Genomic DNA, 26096 nt, shown 5'->3' with positions numbered 1-26096 from the left:
GAGCGGGGTCGTCAGAACGCCACGTTCAGCTGCGCCTTGACGCCGGTGTCGCCATTGCCGCCCAGCGCGGCGTCGATGGCGGCGCCAGCCGTCACCGCATCGCTCAGGCGGATGCTGCCGGCCAGCCCCACCACCGCCTGCGTGCGCTTGCGGCTCTCGTAGGTCACCGGGAACTGCACCGTGGTATCGATGCCCAGCCGCGCGCCCTGCACGCGGTTGCCTTCGCCCAGCACCGTGCGCAGCGCCGCGTCGGCGGTGACGGTGGTCGCCCGGCCGCCCAGTGCGCTCTTCCACTCGAACATGCTGCCCACGGTGGCCGTGGTGCGGCGGGTGCGGTAGTCGTCCATCACCAGGCGGTGGCTGGAGCCGGTCTCGGCAAAGCCGTCGACGTCGAAGCTGCCCCAGTCCACGCTCAGGTACGGGCGTGCCGTCACTTCGCGGCCCTGGAAGGCTTCATACACCAGGCCGAAGTTGGCCGTGGTGCCGCCGCCGTCGGTGTCGCCGCGGGCTTCGCCCACCACCGCTGCGCGCCTCAGCTCGTAGCGGTAGCTGCCGTGGCCGATGCCGCCCAGCACCGTCAGGCGCTCGCCCAGGTTGCCCTTGGCGTACAGGCGGAAGGCTTCGCCCTTGACGTCGCCGCTGCCGAAGGCACCGTCCAGGCTGCCGTGGCTGGAGACCAGCGCGGCGCCCAGCGCGAACGAAGGCGTCAGCTGCCAGTCGCCACCCAGCACGAACTCGCTGCGGCGCAGCTTGGCGTCGTCGCCCGGCTTGGCGCTGTCGCTCTGCACCGCGGCATAGAAGCCGCCGCGCTGTATTGGCCGCAGGCCGAACTCGGCACCGGCCCGTTGCACCAACAGGCGAGACAGCGTGGTCGATGCGGTGAAGCCGTAGTCGGCCATCGCCCCATAGAACTCGGGCACCAGCTTGCGCACGCCACTGGCGGTGGTCAGCACCTCGGCCGCGTTGGCGCCCAGCGCCAGGGCGGTGTCGATCTGCTGCACGCCCACCTGCGCGGTGGCCGCCCCGAACAAGGCACCGACGGCCGCACGTTGCGAGTCGGTGGCACCCAGTTCGGTGATCTGGCTGCCGGCGCGGTTCAGGCCGGTGGCGAAGGCGCGGCCGGTGGCCACGTCCAGCACCACGGCGGCACTGTCGGCGGCGGTGCCGCTGCCGGCCACGCCATCGGCGTCGTACTGCACCTGGCCGAACGCGCCGTTGATGCGCTTGCCGTTGCCGTTGGCATCGGCCACCACCTGGTACACCTGGCCCAGCTTGGGCTCCACGCCATTCCAGGGCATGAACACCAGGCGGCTGCCGGCGGCGGCCGTGACGGTGCCGCCCACGCGCACCTGGTCGTGCTCGGTGCCCGGGGTGGTGCCGGCCAGTTCCAGGTCCAGCGTGCCCGACTCGGTGTAGTTGCCCAGGATGGTCACGGTGCCCGGCGAGAAGCCCGGCGCCAGCTGGCCCTGGTTGGCAAAGTCACCGGTGAAAGTGAGCGCACCCGCCACCTTGGCGCCGTTGGCATTGGCAAAGTGCGCAGATTCCACCGTGCCGCGACCGCTCAGGGTCTGGTACTGGAAGGTCGCACTGTCGGCCATGCGCAGCATGCTGCCGGCCTCCACCGTGGCATTGCCCGTGCTCAGGGCCGAGCCCGCGGCCATGCTCAGCGAACTGCCGCCGCTGAGGTCCAGCGCCTGCGTCTGCACCGAGCTGGCACCGGTGAGGCTGAGCGCACCGCCGTTGGTGGACAGCGAGCTGCCGCCCGAGCTGGTCAGCGTGCCGGTGAAGGTGCCGCCGTTGGTCACCACCAGGTGGTAGGCCTGCATGTCGACGCTGCCCGCGCCGGCCAGTGTGCGCACCGTCTGGTCGCCATTGCCCAGCAGCAGCTTGCCTTCCACCGTCAGCGCCGCCTGGCGAGACAGGCGATCGACACCGCCCAGGGTCAGCAGGCTGTCGGCCAACACGTTGACCACCGCCGCATCGCTGGTGCCGTTGAGCAGCACCTTGCCTTGCGTGGTGAGCGTGCCCGCACCCAGGTTGGCATTGATCACGCTGCCGTCGTTCAGCGCATAGGTGTCGGCCGTCAGCTTGCCGGCGCCGTTGACGGTGCCGCTGTTGACGAAGGCACCCACGCGGTTGTCGGCGCGCAGGTCCAGCGTGCCGTCGTTGCCCAGCGTGGCCGTGGCGGCCAGCGCATTGCCGGCCAGGGCCAGATTGGCGCCGCGCGACACCTGCACGCTGCTGGCGGCGGTTTGGCCCGTCACCTCCAGCGCGCCGGCCTGCACGTTCAGCGCGCCGGTGTGGCTGCTGTTGCCGGCCAGCACCAGGGTGCCGGCACCACGCTTGTTCAGCGTGCCCGCGCCTTCGATGGCACCGGCATAGCTGGCATTGCCGCTTTGCGTCAGCGCCAGGCTGTCGGCCGCGGTGCCCAGCACCAGGCGGCCGCTGGCTTCACCCACCAGCGCGCCAGTGGTGATGCTGCGCTGGCCCAGCACGTGCCAGGTGCCGCTGTTGCCCACGGCAGCCGCGGCCACGTCGGCCGCCTGGTTCAGCGTGCCGCCGGCCAGGTTGGCCACGTTGCCGGTGCTGCTGAGCGCGGCATTGACGAAGGCGCTGCCGCCTTCGGCATTGGCCAGCGAAGCCACGCTGTGCGCCGCATTGAGTTCCAGTGTGCCGCTGTTGGACACGGCGCCGATGGTGTCGGCGGTGTTGGCCTTGAAGGCCGCACCCGCATCCACCACCACCGCGCCGATGTCGGCCAGCGTGCCGCCCGCCACCGTCTGCAGCGTGCCGGCACGCACCACGGTGCCGCCGGTGTGGGTGTTGGCGCCGCTGATGGACAGCGTGCCCGCACCCGCCTTGGCCAGGCTGCCCTGGCCGCTGAACACGCCCTCGAACGTGGAGTCGCCCGACTGGTCGACCACCAGCTGCGAGCTGCCCTGGGTCATGTCGAAATTGCCGCGGCCTGTGAGCGCAGCCGTGGTGATGCGGCGCTCGCCTTCCACCGACCATTGGCCGTTGTTGACGACCGAGTCGGCCGTGACCGCGCCGCTGGTGTTGACCACGGCTTCGTTGACCAGGCTGCCGGCCTGCAGGTGGCCGCTGTTGTTCAGCGTGCCGGTGTTCACCACCGAGGCCACGCGGATGTCGCCTCGCACGTCGAAGGTGCCGGCGTTGCTCACCTGCGCGGTGGTGGCCAGCGCGTTGCTGCCCACGCCCATGGCCACACCCTGCGCCACCTGCACGGTGCCGCTGGCGATGCTGCCGGTCACGTCCACGCTGCCGGCCTGCACCGTCAGCGCGCCGGTGAGGCCGCTGGTGCCGGCCAGCACCAGCAGGCCGGCGCCGGTCTTGTCCAGCGCGCCCGTGCCTTCGAGGGCACCGGCATACACCGAGTTGTCGGACTGCGCCAGCGTCAGACGCGCGTCGACGTTGATGCGGCCGGTGGTTTCGCCGATCAGGCCGCGGGTGCTGATGGTGCGGTCACCGCTGACGTTCAAGCTGCCGCTGTTGGCCACCACGTCGGCGCTGATGTCGGCCGACTGGTTGATCGTGCCGCCGGCCTGGTTGTCCAGGCTGCCGGTGCTGGTGAGCACGGTGCGTTGCTGCAGCGTGCCGCCGTCGGCATTGGTCAGCGAAGCCACGGTGTGCGCGGCGTTCAGCTCCACGGTGCCCCGGTTGGTCATGGCGCCTACGGTGTCGGCCGTGCCCGCGATGAAGCGCGCGCCCGCTGCCACGGTGATGGCGCCGTTGTCGGCCAGCGTGCCGCCCGCGCTGGTGTCCAGCGTGCCGGCCTGCACCGTGGTGCCGCCGGTGTGGGTGCTGGCGCCGCTCAGCGACAGCGTGCTGTTGCCGGCCTTGACCAGCGCACCGGCGCCTTGCACCGTGCCGTCGAACTGCGAGTCGCTGCCCAGGTTCAGCGTGAGGCGGCTGCCTTCCTGCGCCAGCACGAAGCTGCCGTTGCCGGCCACGGTGTTGGTGGTCAGGCTGCGGTCGCCGTCCACCGCCCAGGTGCCGTTGTTGAGCACGGCGCCGGCCTGCACGGCTTCCAGCTGGTTCAGCGTGGCACCGGCTTCGTTGTGGATGCTGCCGGCCACCGTGGTGGCGCCCAGCAGGTTCAGCGCCGCATTGGCGCGGTTGGCCACGCTGCCCAGCGTGTTGGCGCCGGCCAGGGAGCTGACGCCACGGTTGTCCACCGTGGCGGCTTCAAAGGCGCCGGCCGTGACCAGCTGGCCGCCGGCCGCCACGTTCAGGCTGGTGGCCTTCTCGGCACCGGCCAGCACCAGCGTGCCGCCGTTGACCGTGATGCTGCCGCCGCTGCTGCGCAGGGCGCGGCCCGGGGCGCTGCCGTCGTCAGCCAGCGTGCTCACCACGCCGCTGTTGACGGTGATGGCGCTCAGCTCGTTCTGCGCCGTGAGGTACAGCGTGCCGTCGTAGCCGGCGCTGCCCACGCGCAGCGAGCCGTTGGTCAGCTTGCCCTTCAGGTAGGCCGCGTCGCGCACCGCAGCGCCGTCCACCACCTGCTGGCTGTCGAACACCACCACGTTGCCGGTCTGGCCCGCCAGGTTGATGTCGTTCTTGAAGAACACCGAGCCCAGGCCGTATTCAGAGCCGAACACCAGCGTCGAGTTCGTGGACAGGTAGTTGCTGCCCCACTGCAGCGTTTGCGCGGCATTGCCGGCGGTGCGGCCCATCTCCACGGTGATGCCGCCGCTGGTGCCGGCCGCAAAGCCGCCCGCGCCGCTCCAGATGAACTGGCCGGGCACGCTGGCACCGGCGCGCTGGATCACGTTCTCGCTGAGCAGCAGCACGCCCGCATTGGCATGCGGTGCCAGCGAACCGATCTGGCCCTGGCCGTTGAACACCACCGAGCTGGCCGAGTGGATGCCCTGGCCCAGCGTGGTCTCCAGCGTGCCGCCTTCGATGATGGTCTTGCCCGAGTAGGTGTTCTGCCCAGCCAGCTGCACCAGGCCGCCGCCCGCGATGCGCAGGTCTGCGCCCGCGCCTGCAGCGGCGCTGCCGCTGCCGATGCTGGCCGCGCTGTCGTCGGCAATCTGGCCTTCGATGCGGATGGTCTTGCCCGCGCCCGGGGCCAGCGTCACGTCCGAGCCCTTCATCATGAAGATGTCGGAGCCGGCCGCCTGGCCGGAGGCGCCGCCGTTGTTGCTGGATCCGGCCAGCACCGTGTTGTCGCTGAAGAGCGCATTGCCGGTGATGCGCAGCGTGCCGCCATTGCGCACGAAGATGGCGCCGCCGTAGCCTGAGCCACCGCCGCCGTAGAGACCGTCGCCGTCGCTGCCCACGCCACCGCCGAAGCCGGCCACGCCGCCCGCGCCGCCACCGCCGTCGGTGGCATTGCCGGTGCTGCCGCCGTTGCCGCCGGCACCGCCCGAGCCACCGCCCGCCCCGAAGCCGCCTGCACCGCCGTTGCCGCCGTCGCCGCCCGCACCACCGTCGGTGCCCGACAGCGCGCCGTTGCCGCCCGCGCCGCCGTTGCCGCCCGCGCCACCGCCATAAAAGGTGCTGCCGTTGCCACCCCGGCCGCCAGCGCCACCGTCACCGCCACGTCCGGCCAGGCCCTGGCCCAGGTCGATGCCCCACTGGACCAGGTTGGCGATGGACACACCCAGGTCCACATAGGCCACCCCGGCCGCGATCACGTGCGCGGCCGACAGCACGGCATTGGGCGGGAAGGTAGCCAGCGCACCTGCCGCCGCAGCCGTGTCGGCCACCGCCGTCTTGGTGGCGTTCAGCATCGCGAAGGTCAGGCCGTAGTTGAACGGCGCGCCCGCGCTGCCGTTGCCGCCATTGCCGCCGCGGCCGCCCACGCCACCAGTGGCGCCCGAGTTGGCATTGCCGCCATTGCTGCCGCTGCGGCCCTCGCCGTCGGTGATCCACACCACGCTGCTGCGCGCGCTGTTGCCGTTGCCGCCGTTGCGGCCGGTGGCGCCGGTGGTGCCGATGCTGTTCATCGAGCCGCCGGTGCTGAAGGCCGAGCTGGCCAGGAAGCCGGTGACCGGCGCACTGGGCGCGGCACTCAGCGTCACCGTGTTGCCGTTGATCGAGACGATGCGGGTGCCGTCGGCGATGCCGTCGCCTTCCAGCGTCATGCCCACCTGCAGGCCGTTGGCGCTCTTGAGCACCAGCGTGGCGCCGGTCTGCGCCAGGATGCTCTTGGTGCTCAGCTCGTCGGGGATCGCGGTCAGGTTGCTGCTCAGCGTGAGCTTGCCGGTCTGCGCGTCCACCGCCGTGATGATGGTGCCGGCCGGAATGCCCGTGCCCGAGATGGCCGTGCCCACGGTGAAGCGGCTGTCCGCCATGGCCAGCTGGATCTGGTTGCCACCCACCGTGCCGATGGGCAGGCTGCCGGTGAAGCTGAGGCCGGTGATCGGCTGCGACAGCGTGACCACGTCACCCTGGATGTCCACCACCCGGGTGCCCGCAGGCACGCCGTCGCCGCTCAGCGTCATGCCCACGGCCAGGCCCAGGCCGGTGGCCGAGATCTTCAGCTGGTTGGGCAACAGGCCCGTGGGCTTCGTGAATTGCGAAGCCTGGAAGCTGGTGACGTTGACCAGGCTCAGTTGCGCGCCGGCGCCGGCCTGGGTGGTGCCCGTGCTCAGCGTGATCGAGGTCACCGCATTGTTCGCATCGCGCGTCACCGCCGTGATGGTGGTGCCCGCTTCGATGCCCGTACCCACCACCGTCATGCCGGTGGCAATGTCGGAGTTGGCCAGGCCCGCGAAGTTGGCGCTGCTGATGGTGGTGGCGCCACTGGCGTAGTTGGCGCTGCCCAGCGTCTTGATCGCGTCCGGCGAGATCGCGACGCTTTCCTTGAACGTGACGGTGGTGCCCGACACCGTGTCGATGACCCCGGCGCTGCCACCCAGCGAGACCTGGCCGTCAGCCTTGAGCAGCGGGTTGGCCGAGCCCAGCGTGACGCCCGTGACCTTGAGCTGCCCGCTCTCGCTGACGATGGTGGGCTTGACCTGGAAGGCGGTGACGGAGGTGACGTCGGCCGTCTTCTCCACCAGTGACAGCGTGGCGCCGCTGATGTTCACGTCGGGGGTGCTGCCGCCCTCGCCGCCCTTGACCGCATTGCGCTGGAACGACACGTTGTCCAGCGACAGCGAGGCGCCCGAGTTGACGAAGAACACACCGCCCAGGCCCGCGCCGCCGCCGCTGCCGGCGCCGCCCTGGGTGTAGAAGTTGGTGAAGATCGCGTTGCTGTTGGGCAGGCTGCAATTGGCGCCCGTCACCATCACGTTGCAGCCGGTGCCGCCGTGTCCATCGACCAAGGCCACCTGGCCATGCGCGGCGACGCCGCCGGCCGCCAGCACCACGGCCGCCACGGCCTTGCTGCTGGAAGACTTGCCGCGACCCGGGCAGTGTTCTGCCACGGCCAACCAACATCCACGGGCTTCATTCCAGACAACGCGGAAGACGTGATTCAACGAAGAGTGCACCTGCTGTACCTGCCTACTTAAAAAAGGTGCGGCAGCGTAGGCAGCCCGATGGCAGTCAAAAACTCGCAATACGGCGAGCAATTCGTCACATGTAACGTCATGCCGCGTCAGTCAGCAAGCCCTGATCAAGAACGTCGGCCGCCTGCCGATACCGCAAACGTAACAAGGGGCGGGTCCGCGGCAGGCGGACTGTCGCCCCGGTCGTTCATCGGATGGAAAGGAATGACGTGAACCTGTTGAAGAGCTTGGCCCTGTCAAAGAAGCTGCTGATCCTCATTGCCTTCTTCGTCTGCTCGCTGATCACCGTCGGTGCCATCGGCATCACGCAGCTGCGAAGCGTCAGCGCCTCGCAAAGCGAGATGTACACCGGCACCGTGGTGCCGCTGCGCCTGGTGGTCGATGGCGGCCGGCAGGCCGCGGTGCACTTCCGGCGCATGTACCCCTTCATCCTGAAGCCCGATGCCAAGAGCCGGGAACAGACGCTTTCGCAAAACGAGAAGACGCAAGCCTCGGTCGAAGCCGCCATCAGCTACCTGGTGAGCGAATCGCCCACGCCGGAGATGCGCCGCACGGGCGATGAACTCAAGCAGGTCTGGGGCACCTACATGGCCTCCGTCAACCGGCTGTATGCGCTGGGCCAGGCCGGCAACAACGACGGCGCGATGGAGGAGCTCAAGGCCAGCACCGACCCGCTGCACGTGAAGGTGCGTGAGCTGTTCATCAACGCCGGCAAGCTGCAGGAAGCCTACGCCCAGGCCAGTGCCGAACGCGTGACCCATCTGGTGGACACCACCGCCACCTGGATCCTGGGCATGGTGCTGGGGGGCGCCGTGATCGGCGGCGCGCTGGGCCTGTTCATGACGCGCTCGGTGATGCAGCAGCTGGGCGCCGACCCGAAGGACACCATCCAGGCGGCCACCGTCATCGCCAGCGGCGACCTGCGCGTGCATTTCCAGACGCAGCCCTCGGACCAGTCGAGCCTGATGTTCCAGCTCGATCGCATGCGGCTGCAGCTGGCCGGCCTGATCCAGCAGGTGCGGCAATCGGCCGAGAGCGTGTCCACCGCGGCGGGCGAGATCTCCGCCGGCACCAACGACCTGTCGATGCGCACCGAGCAGCAGGCCTCGGCGCTGGAGGAGACCGCCGCCTCGATGGAGCAGCTGGGCAGCGCGTCCAGCCTCAATTCCGACAATGCACGGCTGGCCACGCAGTTGTCGGGCCGTGCATCGCAGGTGGCCATCGAAGCAGGCGAAGTGGTGGACGAGGTCGTCAAGACCATGAAGGCCATCAACGAAAGCAGCACCAAGATCTCCGAGATCACCAGCGTGATCGACGGCATCGCCTTCCAGACCAACATCCTGGCCTTGAACGCCGCCGTGGAAGCGGCACGTGCGGGCGAACAGGGCCGCGGCTTTGCCGTGGTGGCCGGTGAAGTGCGCAGCCTGGCCCAGCGCAGCGCCGAGGCGGCCAAGGAGATCAAGTCGCTGATCTCTGCCAGCACCGAGCGGGTGGAGCAAGGCAGCCTGCTGGTGGACAAGACCGGCGCCACGATGTCCGAGGTGGTGTCGTCCATCCAGCGCGTCAGCGAGATCGTCACCGAGATCAGCGCGGCCAGCGGCGAGCAGAGCTCCGGCGTGGCCCAGGTGAGCGAAGCCGTGCAGCAGCTGGACCATGCCACGCAGCAGAACGCCGCGCTGGTGGAGCAAAGCGCCGCCGCCTCCGAATCGCTGCGCAGCCAGGCCGTGCAGCTGGTGGATGCGGTGAAGGTGTTCCGGCTGGGGTGAGCCGGGGCTGGCCGGCGGTCAGCCAGGCGCCGTGGCGCGCGCCGACAGCGCGCGTGCGGCCTCGGTCAGCACCGGCGTGATGGCGGCCCAGCCCACGGCCAGCACCACCAGCGCCATCGGCCGGTCGGGCAAGGTGCCGGCCCCCAGCGCCACCGCACTCGCATACGACAGCGGCCCGCCCACGGCCCCCAGCGCCGCCGCCAGCAGCGGCCGGCCATGCAGCCAGGCCATCGGCTGGCGAACCAGCACCGCGAACAGCGCCCACAGCGCCAGGATCCAGCCCGGCGCCCAGCCGGCCAGCGGGCCCGGCGCGGCGTAGACCACGACCTCCAGCCGCAGCAGCAGCGTGTCCCAGGCCAGGCCGATGGCCAGCGCCAGCAGCAGCAGCGCCGCGTCGGCGCGGCGCCGATCGCTCACCAGGAAGTTCAGCACCACCACCACGGCAGCGACGGCGATTCCCCAGCCCGGCTGGCCCCGGGCCGCACCAAGGACGCAAGCGAACCAGGCGGCCTGGGTGAGCGCGAACTGGGCGAAGGGCAGGAGACGGCGGGGCCAGGGACGTGGAGGTGGGGACATGAGGTGACGCGGTTGGACGATCTGAACGCCTGGGTTCCCCAGGGCCTCGTTGGCCAGACGATACCGGCTGAGTAGAACCGAGGCGAGCCGAGACAGGCCGTGTGCGACCGGCCTGTCATGAAACCTTCACCGCGGGCGGAGACAGTGGCGGCCAACTCCTGAGTTGTTCCGCCATGAAGCGACCCGCTTCCATCTGCGGGCGCCGCCCCGGCGGATGACCCGCACCGCCCTCGTCAAACCCGTGCGCGAGCCGGACACCGTGGCCGCGCTGATCGAGGCGCGTGCACTGGCCATGCATTTCCAGCCCATCGTGTCGCTGGCCGATGGCAGCCTGCACGGGCATGAGGCGCTGGTGCGCCCCAGCGCCGGCCCCTGGGCCCATCCCGACGCCTTGTTCGCCGCCGCCCGCCAGGAGGGCCTGAGCATCGAACTGGAGCTGGCCTGCCTGCGCGCCGCGCTGGTGAGCTGGAGCCGCCAGCGCCCGACCGGCAAGCTGTTCGTCAACCTCAGCGCGGCCGCCCTCACCCAGCTGCTGGAAGTGCAGGAGCCGCAGCGGCTGATGGAGATGGTGCGCAGCCGCGGCGTGACGCCCAGCGCGCTGGTCATCGAGATCACCGAGCATGAACACGTGCGCGACGTGGAGCGGCTGCAGCATGCGGTGCTGTGGCTGCGCCGGCACGGCGTGGGCATGGCGCTGGACGACTTCGGTGACGGCCGCTCCAGCCTGCGGCTGTGGTCGGAGCTGAAGCCCGAGATCGTCAAGATCGACAAGTACTTCACCCGTGAAGTGGCCCGCAACGGCGACAAGCTGCAGACGCTGCGGGCGCTGATGCACATCGCCGAGACCTTCGGCTCGGCCCTGGTAGCCGAAGGCATCGAGACCGACGACGACCTGCGCGTGGTGCGTGACCTGGGCATCGGCCTCGGCCAGGGTTACGGCCTGGGGCGTCCGCAGGCCGCGCTGGCGCAGGCGCCGCTGCCCGGCGCGCTGGCCGTGCTCACCAGCCGCGAGGTGGCGGTGCTGCCGCAGCGCCGCCGCGCCGCCAACCACGGCGGCCTGACCGCCGCCAAGCTGTGCCGGCCGCTGCCGCCGGTGTCTTCGGCCATCACGCACGACGAGGTGTTCAACCGCTTCACCGCCGACCCGGCGCTGCATGCCATCGCGGTGGTGGAGGATGAACGGCCGGTGGCGCTGCTCAACCGCCAGCAGTTCATCCATGCCTATGCGCAGCCGTATTTCCGCGAGCTGTATGCGCGCCGCCCGGCCACCATGCACGGCAACACCAACCCGCTGTGCGTGGACATCCACACCGGCATCGCGGAGCTGACGTCGGTGCTCACCTCGGCCGACCAGCGCTACCTGACTGAAGGCTTCATCGTCACCGAGGGCGGGCGCTACCGAGGCCTGGGCACCGGCGACCAGCTGGTGCGGGCCGTGACCGAGGCGCGCATCGAGGCCGCGCGGCATGCCAACCCGCTGACCTTCCTGCCGGGCAACATCCCGATCAGCGACCATATCGACCGGTTGCTGGACGGCGGCTGCGAGTTCGCGGCCTGCTACGCCGACCTGAACCATTTCAAGCCCTTCAACGACCAGTACGGCTACTGGCGCGGCGACGAGATGATCCGCATGGTGGCGCAGGTGATCACCGCCCACGCCGACCCGCAGCGCGACTTCGTCGGCCACGTGGGCGGCGACGACTTCATCGTGGTGTTCCAGAGCGGCGACTGGCTGCAGCGCTGCCAGGCCATCGTCGACGAATTCAACCTGCGCGCCCGCGACCTGTTCGACGCCGAGGCCCTGGCCGCCGGCGGCCTGCAGGCCGAGGACCGCCACGGCGTGATGCGCTTTCACCCCTGTACCACGCTGTGCATAGGCGCGGTGCCGGTGCGGCCCGGCGACTACCGCCGCAGCGACGGCGTGGCCAACGCCGCCGCTGCTGCCAAGCGCCTGGCCAAGCATGCAGGCTGCGGGGTGCAGGTGCTGGGGGTGGGTGGCGCGGGCTGACAGCCGAAACACGACGCGCCGCGTGGCAGGTTTCACGCTGCACCGCGGCGGCTGTTGGGGCGGCGGCTCCAGCAGGCAAAGGCAAGGGTCGATAGGGGTGGCATGGGCGGTGCCGCTGCGCGATGCTCCGACTTCTGCTGTGCCGAGTGACCCGACCCATGCGCGTTCACGCCGTCAAGACTTCGCGTGGAAAACCCGACCGGGGGGCGGCAGAGCTGCCATTGCGGCTGCTGCTGCGCTTTTCAGACGCCGGCTACGAGCAACGCTTCCTCGATCACTACGTCGGCTTCTACCTGCGCTATGCCCAGGCCAGCTTGCTGCTGGGCCTGCTGCTGATCGTCGGCGACTACCTGGCCGACCGCATCGCCTTCGGTCCGGGTCCGGCCAACCTGCAGCGGCTGACGCTGGCGCTGCCGGTGCTGCTGGCGGGGCTGGCCTTTTCCTTCACCAGCGTCGCGCGCCGGCACTGGCAGGCGGTGATGGCCGGCTTCATCGTCACCGTGGCCATGTGCCTGTTCACCATCCTGGTAAGGATCGACGCCGAAGGCGGCGCCGGGCTGCGCAGCTGGGTGGGCGTGCTCAACTTCACCTTCCTGCAGTTCTACTGCTTCGTCATCCTGGGCGTGCAGTTCCGCCATGCGCTGGTGGCGGGCCTGGCCATCGTCGCCGCGTTCGAGCTGGCGCTGTGGCGCTACGCCAGCATGTCGGGCGAAGAAGCGGCCTACTGGTCGTACCACGTGGTCACGGTGTTCCTGCTGGCGGCCGGCATCGGCTGGTGGCGCGAGTTCGTGCTGCGCAAGGAATTCGTGGCCCGCGTGGCGCTGGACGATTCGCGCATCGCGGCCGAGCAGCGCGCGCTGCAGCTGGCCCATTACGACGAAGTGACCGGCCTGCCCAACCGCCGCCGCTTCACCGAGCTGGCCGCCCCCGCGCTGGAGCGCGCCCAGGCCGAGGACCAGGCCTGCGCGGTGCTGCACGTGGAAGTGGACCGCCTGCGCGGCGTGAACGAAGCCTTCGGCCGCGGCCCGGTGGATGCGGCGCTGGCCACGGTGGCCCAGCGGCTGCGCGCCTGCATCCGCGGCGCCGACGTGGTGGTCACCAGCCCCCCGGCGGGCGAGACGGGCGACACCGGCGTGCTGGCCCGCTTCAGCGACAACGCCTTCATGGTGCTGGTGGCCGACCTGCCGGGGCAGGAGCGTGCCTCGGCCATCGCCCAGCGGCTGCTGGCGGCCGTGGGGCAACCGGTCATCGTGGCCGGGCAGCCGGTGATGCTGTCGGCCAGCGTGGGCATCGCGATGTACCCCGGCGACGGCACCGACCTGGCCGGCCTGACCCGCTGCGCCGAGCAGGCCGCCCGCGCCGCACGCGATGCGGGCGGGGCGCAGCACCTCTTCTTCGATCGCGAACTCAATGCCGGCGCCCGTGACCGCGTGCTGCTGGAAAACGAGCTGCGCCAAGCCATCCAGGGCGGGCAGCTGTGCATGCACTACCAAGCCAAGGTGGATGCGCGCAACGGCGCGTTGATGGGGGCCGAGGCGCTGGTGCGCTGGCAGCATCCGCAGCGCGGCCTGGTGCCACCGGGCCGCTTCATCCCGATGGCCGAAGAATGCGGCCTCATCGGCCCACTCACCGACTGGGTGCTGGAAGCCGCCTGCGCCAGCCTGCGCCGTTGGTCCGACCGCGGCCTGCGCACCGTGCCGCTGTCGGTCAACCTGCCCGCTTCCAGCCTGGCCGACCCCAGCCTGCTGGAGCAGCTGGAGCGCCTGATGCAACGTCACCGGCTCAGCCCGGCCAGCCTGATGCTGGAGCTGACCGAGACCATGCTGATGCGCGACCTGCCCGCCACCAGCCAGGTGCTGGCGCGGCTGCGCGACCGCGGCTTCGGTCTGTCGCTGGACGACTTCGGCACCGGCTATTCGTCGCTGAGCCACCTGCAACGGCTGCCGATGAACGAGCTGAAGATCGACCGCGCCTTCATCACCGACGTCGCCCGGGGCGGCCGCGACAGCGCGCTGGCCACGGCCATCATCACACTGGGCCGCGAGCTGGGCCTGCAGGTGGTCGCCGAAGGCGTGGAGACGGACGAGCAGTCGCAGTTCCTGCTGGCCCGCGGCTGCGAGCTGCAGCAGGGCTACCTGTTCAGCCGGCCGTTGCCCGAAGAGGCCTTCGAGCTGCTGCTGCGGCGCGGCAGCACGCTCAGCGTGCCCACCGCCGCCGCGGCCTGAGCTGGCTCGCCGCTCCCGGCGGCGGTGCCGCTCAGCCCTTGATGAAGGCCAACAGGTCGGCGTTGAGCACGTCGGCGTTGACGGTGAGCATGCCGTGCGACAGGCCGGGGTAGGTCTTGAGCGTGCCGTTCTTGAGCAGCTTGACGGCCAGCCGGGCCGAGTTGTCGATCGGCACGATCTGGTCGTCCTCGCCGTGCATCACCAGCGTGGGCACCGTGATGGCCTTCAGGTCTTCGGTCTGGTCGGTTTCCGAGAAGGCCTTGATGCCGTCGTAATGGGCCTTGGCGCTGCCCATCATGCCCTGGCGCCACCAGTTGCGGATCACGCCCTCGTACACCTTGGCGCCCGGCCGGTTGAAGCCGTAGAACGGGCCGGCCGGCACGTCCAGGAACATCTGGGCGCGGTTGTCGGCCACCCCCTTGCGGAAGCCGTCGAACACCTCCATCGGCAGGCCACCGGGATAGGCCGGCGTCTTGAGCATGATGGGCGGCACCGCGGCCACCAGCACCGCCTTGGCCACGCGGCCCGCGGGCTGGCCGTGCCTGGCCACGTAGCGGGCCACTTCGCCGCCACCGGTGGAGTGGCCGATGTGCACTGCATTGCGCAGGTCCAGGTGCTCGGCCACCGCGAAAGCGTCGGCGGCGTAATGGTCCATGTCGTGGCCTTCGGGCACCTGGGCGCTGCGGCCATGGCCGCGGCGGTCGTGCGCCACCACGCGGAAGCCGCGCTGCACGAAGAACAGCATCTGCGTGTCCCAGTCGTCGGAAGACAGCGGCCAGCCGTGGTGGAACATGATGGGCTGGGCGTTTTTCGGGCCCCAGTCCTTGAAGAAGATCTCGGTGCCGTCCTTGGTGGTGATGGTGCCCATGCGGGTCTCTCCTGGTGATGCGCCGCGTCGGGCGGCGGGGGTGGGGGATGCGGTGGCGGCCTGGGCCTGCAGGGGCAGCGCCAGGCCGGCGGCGGCCAGCGCGCCGCCGGCCAGCAGCTGGCGGCGCAGGCGGTCGATCAACTCTTCGTGAGACATGGCGGGAACGCCGCGGCAAGGCAGGCGCAATGCTTCGATGCCATCAGCGTAGGAGCGGCCCGCCCCGCCCGCATCCGGCGCTGGGGAGGCTGCGGCCTCGCCCATTGGGAAGAGGCAGCGTGACACTTCCGCGAAGCCGCCATCACCCTGCGGCGATGGCATGTATCCAAATGCACAAACGCTGTGCACGCCGGCGCGGACGTTCACGTTTGTTCATTCGGGTTTACACGTTCTTTGCACTCAACAGGGGCGTGGATAGAGTGAATTCGCACCTTGAAGGTGCCAACACAACAAGGGTGATGCCGACACGGTGCACCCAGCCAGGAGACAGGTCCATGCTGCAGTTCCACCGCGCCGCGACCGGCGCGCTCGCCTGTGTCGCCACCCTGCTGTTGTCGGCCTGCGCCGCGCCCCCGATGGGCGGCAAGCAGGTCATCGCCAGCCCGGACGCCCCGGCCGCCATCGGCCCCTACTCACAGGCCATCCGCCACGGCAGCACGCTGTACCTGGCGGGCCAGATCCCGATCGACCCGAAGACCAACCAGGTGAACACCGGCTCCATCGAGGAGCAGACCCGCCTGGTGCTGGACAACCTCAAGGCGGTGCTGGCCGCCAACGGCATGACGCTGGACGACGTGGTGCTGACCCACGTGTTCATGAAGGACCTGAACGACTTCGCGAAGATGAACGCCGTCTACGCGACCTACTTCAAGGACAAGCCGCCCGCCCGTGCGACGGTGCAGGTGGCCCGCCTGCCGCGCGACGTGGCGGTGGAAATCTCCGCGGTGGCGGCCCGCTAGCCGCCCGCACCGCGCCCCGGGGCCGCCGCGCAATGCGGCCCGCCCCGGCCTTCGGTTCTCTTTGACTGGTTGACCGAGCGTTCCCACGCGTCGGGCGCCGCTTTGCGCCCGTTTCTCTCCACAGCAGTACGGAAGGAAGCCCCCATGTCAGAGCATCACGACCCGCTCATGTCCACCGCGCAGCCCGAGGCCGGGCGGCGCCGCTTCTTCAGGCTGGTGGGCGCGGGCGCCGGCACGCTGGCAGCGGGCACGCTGCCGCTGGTCAGCCCGCAGGCCTTTGCCGCCACCAACCATGTGATGGGCGAACCGCAGCCCGCCTTCGCGCTGGACCCGTCCATCCTGTACATGAACGTGGGCACCACCGGCTCCACGCCGGTGCACCTGCTCAAGGCCTTCGACGACTACAACCGCGAGGTGGCACGCAACCCGCGCGAGACGCTGGGCGGCACCACGCCGATGCGCCAGGCCATCGCCGCCGGCTTCGGCTGCGAGACCGAAGAGCTGGTGATGACCTACAACACCACCGACGGGATGAACAAGATCCTGGCCGGCGTGGAGCTGAACGCCGGCGACGAGATCATCACCACCAACCACGAGCACCCAGGCGGCAACGGCCCGATGAACCTGCTGGCCTGGCGCAAGGGCGTGGTCATCAAGCGGGTGGAGCTGCCGGTGGGCAACAACCAGACCGCGCAGGACTACGTGAACCTGTTCGCCGCGGCCATCACCGCCAAGACCAAGGCCTTCGTGTTCTCGGCGCCCACCTTCCTTACCGGCACCATGCTGCCCTACAAGCGGCTGGCGATGCTGGCCCAGCAGAACAACATCATGACCATCGTCGATGGCGCCCACGCCACCGGCATGTTCAACATCAAGTTCCATGAGACGGGCATCGACTTCTGGGGCTGCTCGGGCCACAAGTGGCAATGCGGGCCGGGGGGCACCGGCATCCTCTACATCCGCAACCGCGTCAGCAGCTTCAACCCGCGGCCGCTCTTCAACTTCTGGCCCACCAACACCAACAACACCGCGCTCACCGGCCCGCGCACCAATGCCAATGCGGCCAGCTACCAGATCGGCACGCGGGTGCAGAGCATCGGCAACCCCAACTACCCGATGCTCAAGGTGCTGAGCGAATGCTGCACCTGGTGGGACGAGATCGGCCGCGCCGCCATCGAGGCGCACGACCTGGCGCTGTCGGCCTACCTCAAGCAGAAGATCGCGCAGGTATGGGGCACGGCCAAGCTGTACTCACCGATGGGCGACCCCGAACTGGTGTCGGCGCTCACCTCCTTCAACCCCTTCCACGGGCCTTCGCTGGCGCTGGCGGCGGGCAGCGGCGCAGCCACGGCCGAATCGGCCCAGTCCAGCACCTTCGTTGAGCGGCTGCGCACGCAGTACGGCATCGTCATCCGCAACACCGCGGTGCCGGTGCCGGGCTCCACCGCCGCCCACCACCCGGTGCGCATCTCCACCCACCTCTTCCATTCCACGCAGGACGTGGACCGGCTGGTGGCCTCGATGCGCGAACTGACCAAGCTGATGCTGGCCGGCCGCTGAGCGCGCCACGCCCACACACCCCACAGGCAGGAGACACACCATGAACTGCAAGCCTTCCACGCTGGCGCTGGCCGCCGCATTGCTGCTGGCCGGCCCCGCGGCACTGGCCGCCACGCTGGACTACGGCGGCACCACCGTCGGCGGTGCCACCTTCAACCGTCCGGTGGAAACGCTGGACTTCGTCACGATGACCGACACGGCCTACAGCGCCTTCGAGTTCACCGTGGGCAGCACCGGCTTCTACAACTTCCTGAGCACGGCGCAAGGCGGCTGGGACAACTTCGTGCTGCTGTATGGGCCGTCGTTCAACCCGACCCAGCCGCTGACCGGCGCGCTGGTGGCCAACGACGACCTGGGCGGCACCACCGTCGGCCAGGCCGGCTTTTCATGGGGGCTGACGGCGGGCGTGCGCTACACCTTCGTGACCACCGGCGTGGGAGACAGCGGCCTCTTCAGCAACAGCATCACCGGGCCCGGCAGCATCGCCGCCGTGCCCGAACCTTCCACCTACCTGATGCTGGCCATGGGCCTGGCGGCCATCGGCTACCTGCGCCGGCGGCGCTGAGCCTGCAGCGCACGCAGGGCCGCGCAGGCGGCCAGCAGGCCGAGGCCGGCTTCGAGGCTCATCGCACCACCACCACCACCACCACCGCCGTTGTCCGGCGTGGGCGTGGGAGTCGGCGTGGGTTCAGGCGTGGGCTGGCTGGCGCCGCCCGACGGTGGCAGCGGCAGGCCCAGCTTCTGCGCGCAGGTGCGCAGGCGCGCGTCGTCCAGGGTGGGCGCGCTGCGGGCCGGGGCCGCATAGCTGCGCGGCGCGGCCGCGAACACCAGCGCCTGGTCGGCGTCCAGCACGCCGGCACCGCAGGTGGTGGTGGTGCAGGTGCAGCGCCCGGGCAGGCGGCTGCTGCAGCTGCCCAGCAGCGGCACCTGCACATGCGGGCGCGCGCTGCGGGTCAGGCCGTCGGTCAGTTCGGCCACCGTCAGGGTCGGGTTCACCGCCAGCATCAGCGCTGCGGTGCCGCCCACCACCGGACCCGCAAAGCTGCTGCCTGAAGCGGCCACGTAGCCGGCCTGACCGGCCACGGTCTCGCCCAGGTTGCCGGTGGAGACGATGCCCGCATCGGCCAGCTCTTCGTCGCAGGTGTTGCCGGCCGCCATGTCGCCGCCCGTCGTGGCCAGCGCCACCTGCGGGCCGAAGTTGGCGTAGTTGGCCTTGTAGCCTTCGCGGTTGAGCGAGGTGACGGCAAAGGCCCCGGTGCAGCTGGCCGGCCGCGCCACGCCGCTGCGCAGATTGCCGGCCGCGGCGATCACCAGCGCACCGGCGGCGCGCACCTCGGCCAGCGCGTCGGTGTAAAGGCGCGCCACGCGGGCCACCTCGGCATTGCCGCTGGTCACGTCGCAGGCTTCGGGCGCGCCATAGCCCAGCACGATGATGCGGGCCGGGTTGGCATTGGCCGGCACGCCGGCCACCGGCAGGCCCGCGGCCCAGCGCAGGCCGTCGATGATGTCGGCCACCGCCGCGCCGCACTTGCCGGCCACCCGCACCGGCAGAAAGCGGCCGTTCCAGTTGGCGGCGGCCACGCCCTCGCCGTTGTTGCTCACCGCCGCCACCTGGCCGGCGATCACCGTGCCGTGCCAGCTGGAAAACGGCGCATCGGGGCAGCCGCTGAAGGCCGACGGGTTGGCCAGCCGCTCGGCGGTGGTGATGGCATCGCCGGAGTCGGTGGGGTCGTTGTCGCGGCCGTTGCCGTCGCCGGCGTACACCGCATCGCTGACGAAGTCGTAGCCGGGCAGGCGGCGCGCGTCCAGCTCGGGGTGGGTGGTGATGCCGGAATCGAGCACCGCCACCACCGGCCCGCTGCCCGACACCGGCGCGCCGGTGGACCGGCTCCAGGACGTGGCCAGTCCGGCAGCGCCGGTGTTGCCGGCGGCCACCGCCCGCAGCCACCACTGCTGGCCGAAGCGGGCGTCGGACGGCATCACGTCCATGCGCTGCTCGCGCGCAGGGGCGGCGGCAGCCACCTGGCCGACCGCCAGCAGCACGGGCAGCAACACCAGCGCTGGTGAGCGCTGGACGACAAGGCGCATGCGCCGCAGGAACGGGTCTGAATGGCTCATGCGGTCCGCAATCTACGCAGCGCATTTGAGCCCCCCGTGAAGCCGGCGCGTGGACCATGGGCCGTTCGGACCATGCGCCGCCGACACCCCCCTGGCCTGCGGGTGCTGCCTAGTCCGTACGGCGCATCGCATGCAACAGCCGGTCATCTTCGGCGACGAAACTGCAACGTTTCGACACTTGCGTTCCACATGCATTACATGGACGACTCGGTGCTCCTGACACCGCGGCATGCCGAATCCCTGGTGCGCGCGATCGAGTCCGCACCCCAGGTGCGGCGGCGCTACCAGTTCTTCGTGTGGCTGCAGACGCAACTGCACACGCTGCTGCCGCACACGGTGGCGGTGTGCGGCGCCTACCACCGCGGCCGGCGCGAGCTGGTGTTCGAGGTGTTCCAGAGCACCATGCTGGCCGACGAGGTGATGGCGCTGCTGACCGATGCCCGCTCGCCGCTGATGATGGCGCTGGTGGGCCGCTGGATGGAGGCCCGCGGCCGCGCGCTGGTGGTCGACCTCGCCGAGGCCGGCATGCCGCTGAGCGCCGGCCCGGCCCTGGGCGCGGTGGCGGTGCATGGCGTGTCGCGGCCGCAGCGCCCGGCCGAGCTGGAGAGCTTCTTCGTGTTCGCGCAGCCCGGCCAGCCGGCGGCCAGCCAGCAGGTGCTGCACCTGGAGCTGCTGCTGCCCCAGCTGCATGCCACCTATCTGCGTGTGCAGGCCACCGAGCAGGAGATGAACAACCTGCCACCGCCGGTGCAGCAGCGCCCGGGCACGGCCCACGCCTCGGTGACCGAGCGCGAGCGCCAGATCCTGGGCTGGGTGCGCGAAGGCAAGAGCAACCAGCAGATCGGCGAGCTGCTGGGCATCAGCCCGCTGACGGTGAAGAACCACATCCAGAAGATCCTGCGCAAGCTGGGCGCCAGCAACCGCGCGCAGGCCGTGGCGCTGGCCATGACCCGCAACATGCTGCTGTGCACCGACCTGCCGCCGCTCGAATGATCCGCTCGGCTCATTGGCAGCGCGCAGCCGCTCTTCGATGATTCACGAGCAAGCGCCATAGTGGGGCCTGCCCGCTCTTTGCCGCCCGGCAAGCAGCCCGCCCGATGCCTCCGCCGCAACGCAGATCCTGCCCATCCGGGACTGTCGATGCCAGCGGTCGATCTTTAGGCGGCGACCCATGCGACAGCCCCTCCAGGCCGTTGCGTGGTGCCGCTGCCCAGGAAGCGGCCACTGACCATCCAAACGTTCCCTCAAGGAGGATTCCATGCAACTGAAGAAACTCGCGGCGGCCGTCGGCCTTGCCCTCACGCTGCCCGCCGCCTTCGCGGCCATCAACACCGACAACGGCGCCGAGCTGTTCATGCTCGTGTGGAACGAGAACGGCAGCTACGCGCTGGACACCGGCATCACCGTCGACGACATGCTGGGCGCCACCGCCGGCTTCAGCTTCTCGCGCTCGGTGCTGGGTGGCGAGTGGAGCAAGTTCATCGCCGCCAACCCCAACACCTCCACCACCCGCTGGGGCCTGGTGGCGGCCGACGGTGAAGGTTTCGGCGACATCGGCGAGTTCCACCTGCTGGTCACGCAGAAGGACAACCTGTCGCCGATCGTGAACAACACCACCACCAACACCATCACGCCCAATGCCGGCACCTATGCGCAGACCGTGAACCAGACCGGCACGCACACGCTGGACTTCGCCGTCAACGGCGACAGCTACAACCCCAAGGGCACCGAAGCCTTCTACCGTGACGAGATCCTGTTCGGCCCCCCGGGCCTGTACATCGACCACGCCATCGGTGGCACCGCCGACGTGTTCGACATCACCGTCGGCAGCTATGACAACCTGGAGCAGTCGGTGGTCAACAAGCTGGCCGGCAAGGCCACCTTCGACGGCACCACGCTGACCTACACCGTGGCCGCCGTGCCGGAACCCGGCACCTATGCCCTGATGCTGGCCGGCCTGGCTGGTGTGGCCGCCCTGGCCCGTCGCCGTCGCGGCTGATCCCGCACGCTGCGGCGCAAGGCCGCAGCCCCGTTCTTTTTTCCCCCACCCGGTTCCACCAGCCGGGCCTTGTCTGGCCCGGCCTGGCGGAGCCCTGCCCGCCCGTGCCAAGAGGAGATCCCAACATGAACCGTCTGCACACCATCGCCGCGGCCGCCCTGCTGGCCGCGATCGGCTCCGCCCATGCTCTGACGCCCGCCGAAGTGGACGCCGCCCGCGCCAACGGCTCGCTGAAGGAAGTCACCGTTGCCGGTGCCTCGGCCCTGCGCCTGTCGTTCGCCGCCTATGCCGGCGAAATCCTGAGCAACATGCACCGCTACCAGAACGACGCGGCGGGCAACAACCACCGCGCCTACGCTGGCGTGCTCAACCAGGCCGTCGGTGCCTGGGGCGCCGGCACCCCGGTGGTCATCTACAAGCGTGACCAGGGCGGTTCGGGCCAGGGCGTGAACCCGGTGGCCACTGCGGCCCCGATCGCGCACATGGTGATCAGCGGCGCCAGCTGCACCGCCGGTGCCGGCACCGTGGCCGCGCCCTTCCTGTGCGGCACCACCGAGAACCGCGTCTCCGACGCCGGCATCTCCGACGTGGAACCCGCGCTGCTGCAAAAGAGCGTGAACCTGCCCGCCGGCACGCCCGCGCTGACCAACGAGCAGCTGACCAACCTGGACGTGGCCCCGCTGGTGCAGGGCATCTTCGGCGTGGCCGTGAACAAGAAGGCCTACCGTGCGCTGCAGATGGCCCAGGGCATCATTCCCGTGGGCGGCCAGATGATCGACGTGCCGGCCGACCAGAACACCTGGACCGCCGCCACGCTGGCCACCATTCCGTCGCTGCCGACCGAATTCGTGCGCTCCGCGCTGTCCACCGGCGGCCTGAACGGCGGCAACGGCAACGCCACCACCAAGCGCGGCTGGAACATCGTGATTCCGCCCAGCGTCGATCCGAACGTGATGACCAAGACGATCAACGTCGTCCGCCGCACCGAAGGCTCTGGCACGCAGGCCGCCTCCAACGTGTTCTTCCTGAACAACGGCAGCAGCGAGCTGGGCGCCGTGGCCCCGCTGAACGTGGCTGGCAGCGCCGGCAACCCGACGGTGGTGCACCGCGTGACCGGCCCCGCCTTCGTGGTGCAGGAAGGCGCCGGCACCGGCAACGTGGAAGACGGCCTGGGCAAGGTCTCGGCCGCCGACACCATCAACAGCGTGGAAGAAGCCGCCGACGGTGACGGCATCGCCTACGGCCTGGGCGTGCTGGGCCGCGAGAACAACCCGCTGCGTGACGGCGGCGACAAGGGCTACCGCTTCGTCAAGCTGGACGGCGTGGCCCCGGTGCGCGCCCTGGCCAAGGCTGGCGACTACCCCTTCGTGTTCGAAGCCACGATGCAGTGGAACAAGGCCGTGGTGCCGGCCGGCAGCGAGAAGGCCGCCTTCCTGACCGCGCTGCGCAGCAACCTGGGCAAGCCCTCGGCCCTGGCCGCGACCGACTCCAACACGCAGCAAGGCGTGATGTCGCCGCCCGCCAGCTACGCCGGCACCTATGCCGACGCCACCGGTGATGCCGCGCTGTTCGGCTCGCGCGTCGCCCGCCAGGCCAACAACAGCGCCTCGCCGCTGCGCATCATCAAGTAAGTCCCTCGCCGATCAGGCGTGCCGGGGCCCTGCGATGGCAGGACCCCGGCCTTTGCATTTCACGAAGGTGACTCCCATGCCCCGCTCGCTCCCGCCCCTGCGCGCCTGCGCTGCCCTCGGCAGCCGCCTGCTCGCCGCTGCCACGCTGGCCGCCGCCGCCCCATCCGTCCTGGCCGTGATCGGCATGCCGCAGGACGGCGACAACTACCCCGCCGAACTGGTGCTGACGGTGTGGGACCCGGTGGCCAAGGCTTCCTACACCTACGACACCGGCGTGTCGATGGAAAGCTTCATGGAGACGGCGCAGACCGATGCCGGCTACCAGCGCTTCTGGACGCTGGACCCGGCCAACGACCGGGCCCTGGCCAAGTTCATGGAAGCGGGCACCGCCAAGGATCGACTGCTCTGGTACGTGGCGGGTGTGGACGCCTCGGGCTTCGGCGATGCCGGCGACTACCGCGTGGCCACCACGCTGCGGGCCACCACGGTGCAGGGGCAGACGAGCAATGCCTACCGCCAGCTGATGGCGCGGCCCAGCATCGAGTTCGCCACCGACGCGACCGCCGCGATGGCGACCTACTTCGCCGACCTGAACACCGACGCCAACAACGCGCTCAACTTCCACGGGGCCCGCGGCCCGGGCGGCGCGGCCGACGTGAACTACAACGGCAGCAGCTACACCATCGAGGGCCAGCAGGGCTACGTCGACAGCGCGGCCCAGCCCTGGCGCATGAGTGCGGCCGCCGGCATCGACCTCACCAACCCGGTCGGCCGCTCTTCCTGGTTCTACCTGCTGCAGAACCAGGGGCCCGAGGCGGCGACCGATGCGCCGGTGATCGTCGACGAGTTCGACAACCTGACCAACGACGGCTACTGGGGCCTGGACGTGCTGAACGGCCGCTACATCCTCAGCTACTCGCTCTTCACCACCGGCCCCAGCGCGGCGCAGCGGGCCTTTGCGGCCAGCGTGGGCCGCACCGAGCTGAACGGGGGCTTTCGCGTCACCGCGCTGGCCGGCGTGGCCGCGCTGGCCACCGAAGGCCGGGCCACCATCGCCAGCAGGCCGGTGAGCCTGGGCGCCGTGACGCTGGACCCCGTGACGGCCCCGGTGCCCGAGCCCGCCAGCGTGGCCTTGATGGCCGTGGGCGCCGCTGCCGTGGCCGCCGCCGCGGCACGTCGGCGAACCCGCGCATAAGCCGTTCGGCCCATGCCGAAGAGGGGGCGGGTCATGCCCCCTCAACCCCCGCTTCAGACACTCCTGCGGTGAGCCTCCTGCACGCCTTTCTCCCTTCGCGCGCCTGCGCCGCCGCCCTGCTGGTGGCCGGCCTGGCTCTGCCTGCAGCGGCCCAGCCAGCCGCGGCCCCCGAGCCGGCGCCGCGCTTCGCCATCCTCGAGTTCGAGGTCGATGGCAACAGCGTGCTGCCCGTCACCACCATCGAGAAGGCGGTGATGCCCTTCATGGGCGAACAGCGTGAGCTGGCCGACGTGGAGAAGGCCCGCGAGGCGCTGGAACGCGCCTACCAGCAGGCCGGCTACCTGACCGTGTTCGTGGACGTGCCCGAGCAGCGGGTGGACGGCGGCGTGGTGCGGCTGCAGGTGACCGAAGGCCGGGTCGAGCGGCTGCGCATCACCGGCTCGCGCTACTACAGCCAGGGCGCCATCCGCGAACGGCTGCCCGAACTGGCCGAAGGCCAGGTGCCCAACTTCAACGCCGTGCAGCAGCAGGTGGCGCAGCTGCAGCGGCCCGAGCGCCAGCTGCAGCCGGTGCTGCGGCCGGGCCGCGACCCCGGCACCGTGGAGGCCGAGCTGAAGGTGACCGACCAGCTGCCGCTGTCGGGCAGCGTGGAGCTGACGAACCGGCATGCGGCCGGCACCTCCGCCACCCGGCTGTCGGCCACGCTGCGCTACGACAACCTGTTCCAGCGCGACCATGGTCTGTCGCTCACCGCCATCGTGGCGCCGCAGGAGCCCAGCGAATCCAAGGTGCTGGTGGCCAACTACACGGCGCCGCTGTCGGCCACCGACACGCTGGTGGGCTACCTGGTGGTGTCCGACAGCCTGCTGGAGCCGGTGGGCGCGGTGTCGGTGCTGGGCAAGGGCACCACGCTGGGCCTGCGCTGGATGCGCAGCTTCGCCGGGTCCGGCAGCTTCCACAGCCTGGTGCTGGGGGCCGACTACAAGCGGCTGGACCAGCGCACCGACGTCGCCGACCTCAACGCCGTGACCAACCCGTTGCGCTATGTGCCGCTGCAGCTGGGCTACAACGGCCAGTGGGGCAGCGACTGGGGCCAGACCACGGTCAACACCAGCTTCGTGTTCGGTGTGAAGGCGCTGCTGATGCGCAGCATCGCCTGCACGTCGGACGGCAACGTGGGCCCCATCGACCAGTTCCAGTGCAGCCGCAACGGTGCCGACGGCGGCTTTGGCTACTGGCGCGGCGATGCCCGACACAGCCTGCCCCTGGCCGGCGGCCTGCTGAGCGGCCGGCTGGGCTGGCAGCTGGCCAGCCAGCCGCTGGTCTCGGGCGAGCAGTACAGCCTGGGCGGTGCCGAGACCGTGCGCGGCTACCTGGAGGCCGAAGCCGCGGGCGACCATGCCCTGCTGGGCTCGCTGGAATGGCGCAGCCCCAACCTGCTGGGCGCCCGCAGCGCCGAAGGCAAGCCGCTGCCCAGCGCGCACGAGATCGCGCTGCTGGCCTTTCTGGACGCCGCCCGCGCCACCACCATAGACCCCTTCCCCGGCCAGCCCGGCCGGGTGCCCCTGCTGGGCAGCGGCCTGGGTCTGCGGCTGAAGCTGGCCAGCACCGCGCAGGCCGAGCTGGACCTGGCCTGGCCCCACAAGCGCACCAGCGCCACGCCCGATAGCGGCGCCCGGCTGCACCTGCGGCTGCTGGCGCAGTTCTGAGTCA

At 70.4% G+C, this 26096-nt stretch carries 15 protein-coding genes; 11 read left to right on the top strand and 4 right to left on the bottom strand.

Annotation, left to right across the window (positions count from 1 at the left end; genetic code table 11):
• Positions 1-11: 11 nt before the first annotated feature.
• Complete coding sequence (locus MW290_RS11520) at positions 12-7463, bottom strand: autotransporter-associated beta strand repeat-containing protein (protein ID WP_259373444.1); 7452 nt, start codon at positions 7461-7463, stop codon at positions 12-14.
• A 227-nt stretch (positions 7464-7690) separates the two neighbouring features.
• On the opposite strand from MW290_RS11520, the gene MW290_RS11515 reads away from it, so the two are divergent.
• Positions 7691-9247: a methyl-accepting chemotaxis protein gene (locus tag MW290_RS11515; RefSeq protein WP_250194795.1), complete on the top strand. Its 1557-nt coding sequence runs from the start codon at positions 7691-7693 to the stop codon at positions 9245-9247.
• An 18-nt stretch (positions 9248-9265) separates the two neighbouring features.
• On the opposite strand, the gene MW290_RS11510 is transcribed toward MW290_RS11515, so the two are convergent.
• Positions 9266-9823, bottom strand: a complete 558-nt coding sequence (locus MW290_RS11510) for a DUF2878 domain-containing protein (RefSeq protein ID WP_250194794.1) — start codon at positions 9821-9823, stop codon at positions 9266-9268.
• Between the two features lie 214 nt (positions 9824-10037).
• Between MW290_RS11510 and MW290_RS11505 the strand changes: the two genes are divergently transcribed.
• Both MW290_RS11505 and MW290_RS11500 read left to right on the top strand, forming a co-directional pair.
• Positions 10038-11831, top strand: a complete 1794-nt coding sequence (locus tag MW290_RS11505) for an EAL domain-containing protein (protein WP_250194793.1) — start codon at positions 10038-10040, stop codon at positions 11829-11831.
• A gap of 158 nt (positions 11832-11989) precedes the next feature.
• Entirely contained in the window at positions 11990-14056 is a 2067-nt protein-coding gene (locus tag MW290_RS11500) for a putative bifunctional diguanylate cyclase/phosphodiesterase (protein WP_250194792.1), read from the top strand.
• Between the two features lie 31 nt (positions 14057-14087).
• Here MW290_RS11500 and MW290_RS11495 read toward each other — a convergent pair whose 3' ends face one another.
• Positions 14088-14924 carry an alpha/beta fold hydrolase gene (locus MW290_RS11495; protein ID WP_250196659.1) on the bottom strand — a complete coding sequence of 279 codons (837 nt, stop codon included), beginning with the start codon at positions 14922-14924 and terminating at the stop codon, positions 14088-14090.
• 491 nt (positions 14925-15415) lie between these two features.
• Here MW290_RS11495 and MW290_RS11490 point away from each other — a divergent pair, with 491 nt between their 5' ends.
• From MW290_RS11490 to MW290_RS11480, 3 genes are all read left to right on the top strand, one after another.
• Positions 15416-15880 carry a RidA family protein gene (locus tag MW290_RS11490; RefSeq protein WP_310740077.1) on the top strand — a complete coding sequence of 155 codons (465 nt, stop codon included), beginning with the start codon at positions 15416-15418 and terminating at the stop codon, positions 15878-15880.
• 144 nt (positions 15881-16024) lie between these two features.
• Complete coding sequence (locus MW290_RS11485; RefSeq protein WP_250194791.1) at positions 16025-17440, top strand: aminotransferase class V-fold PLP-dependent enzyme; 1416 nt, start codon at positions 16025-16027, stop codon at positions 17438-17440.
• Positions 17441-17480: 40 nt separating this feature from the next.
• Entirely contained in the window at positions 17481-18005 is a 525-nt protein-coding gene (locus MW290_RS11480) for a PEP-CTERM sorting domain-containing protein (RefSeq protein WP_250194790.1), read from the top strand.
• Here the strand turns inward: MW290_RS11480 and MW290_RS11475 are convergent.
• Positions 17984-19558, bottom strand: coding sequence for a S8 family serine peptidase (locus tag MW290_RS11475; protein WP_250194789.1), 1575 nt, complete (start codon positions 19556-19558; stop codon positions 17984-17986). The genes MW290_RS11480 and MW290_RS11475 overlap by 22 nt on opposite strands.
• A 189-nt stretch (positions 19559-19747) precedes the next feature.
• Between MW290_RS11475 and MW290_RS11470 the strand changes: the two genes are divergently transcribed.
• The 5 genes from MW290_RS11470 (at position 19748) to MW290_RS11450 (ending at position 26092) form a co-directional block, all read left to right on the top strand.
• Positions 19748-20551 (top strand): LuxR C-terminal-related transcriptional regulator, encoded by an 804-nt coding sequence (locus MW290_RS11470; protein ID WP_250194788.1) that lies wholly within the window; start codon positions 19748-19750, stop codon positions 20549-20551.
• 265 nt (positions 20552-20816) lie between these two features.
• Positions 20817-21557: a PEP-CTERM sorting domain-containing protein gene (locus MW290_RS11465; RefSeq protein ID WP_250194787.1), complete on the top strand. Its 741-nt coding sequence runs from the start codon at positions 20817-20819 to the stop codon at positions 21555-21557.
• Between the two features lie 125 nt (positions 21558-21682).
• Positions 21683-23188: a hypothetical protein gene (locus MW290_RS11460; protein ID WP_250194786.1), complete on the top strand. Its 1506-nt coding sequence runs from the start codon at positions 21683-21685 to the stop codon at positions 23186-23188.
• Positions 23189-23264: 76 nt separating this feature from the next.
• Positions 23265-24383 (top strand): PEP-CTERM sorting domain-containing protein, encoded by a 1119-nt coding sequence (locus MW290_RS11455; RefSeq protein ID WP_250194785.1) that lies wholly within the window; start codon positions 23265-23267, stop codon positions 24381-24383.
• 68 nt (positions 24384-24451) lie between these two features.
• On the top strand, positions 24452-26092 hold the full coding sequence (locus MW290_RS11450; protein WP_250194784.1) for a ShlB/FhaC/HecB family hemolysin secretion/activation protein: 1641 nt from the start codon (positions 24452-24454) through the stop codon (positions 26090-26092).
• The last annotated feature ends 4 nt before the right edge of the window (positions 26093-26096 follow it).

This window comes from Aquincola tertiaricarbonis (assembly GCF_023573145.1).
GTDB classification, from domain to species: Bacteria; Pseudomonadota; Gammaproteobacteria; order Burkholderiales; family Burkholderiaceae_C; genus Aquincola; species Aquincola tertiaricarbonis_B.
This window is presented reverse-complemented; position numbering and strand designations above follow the sequence as displayed.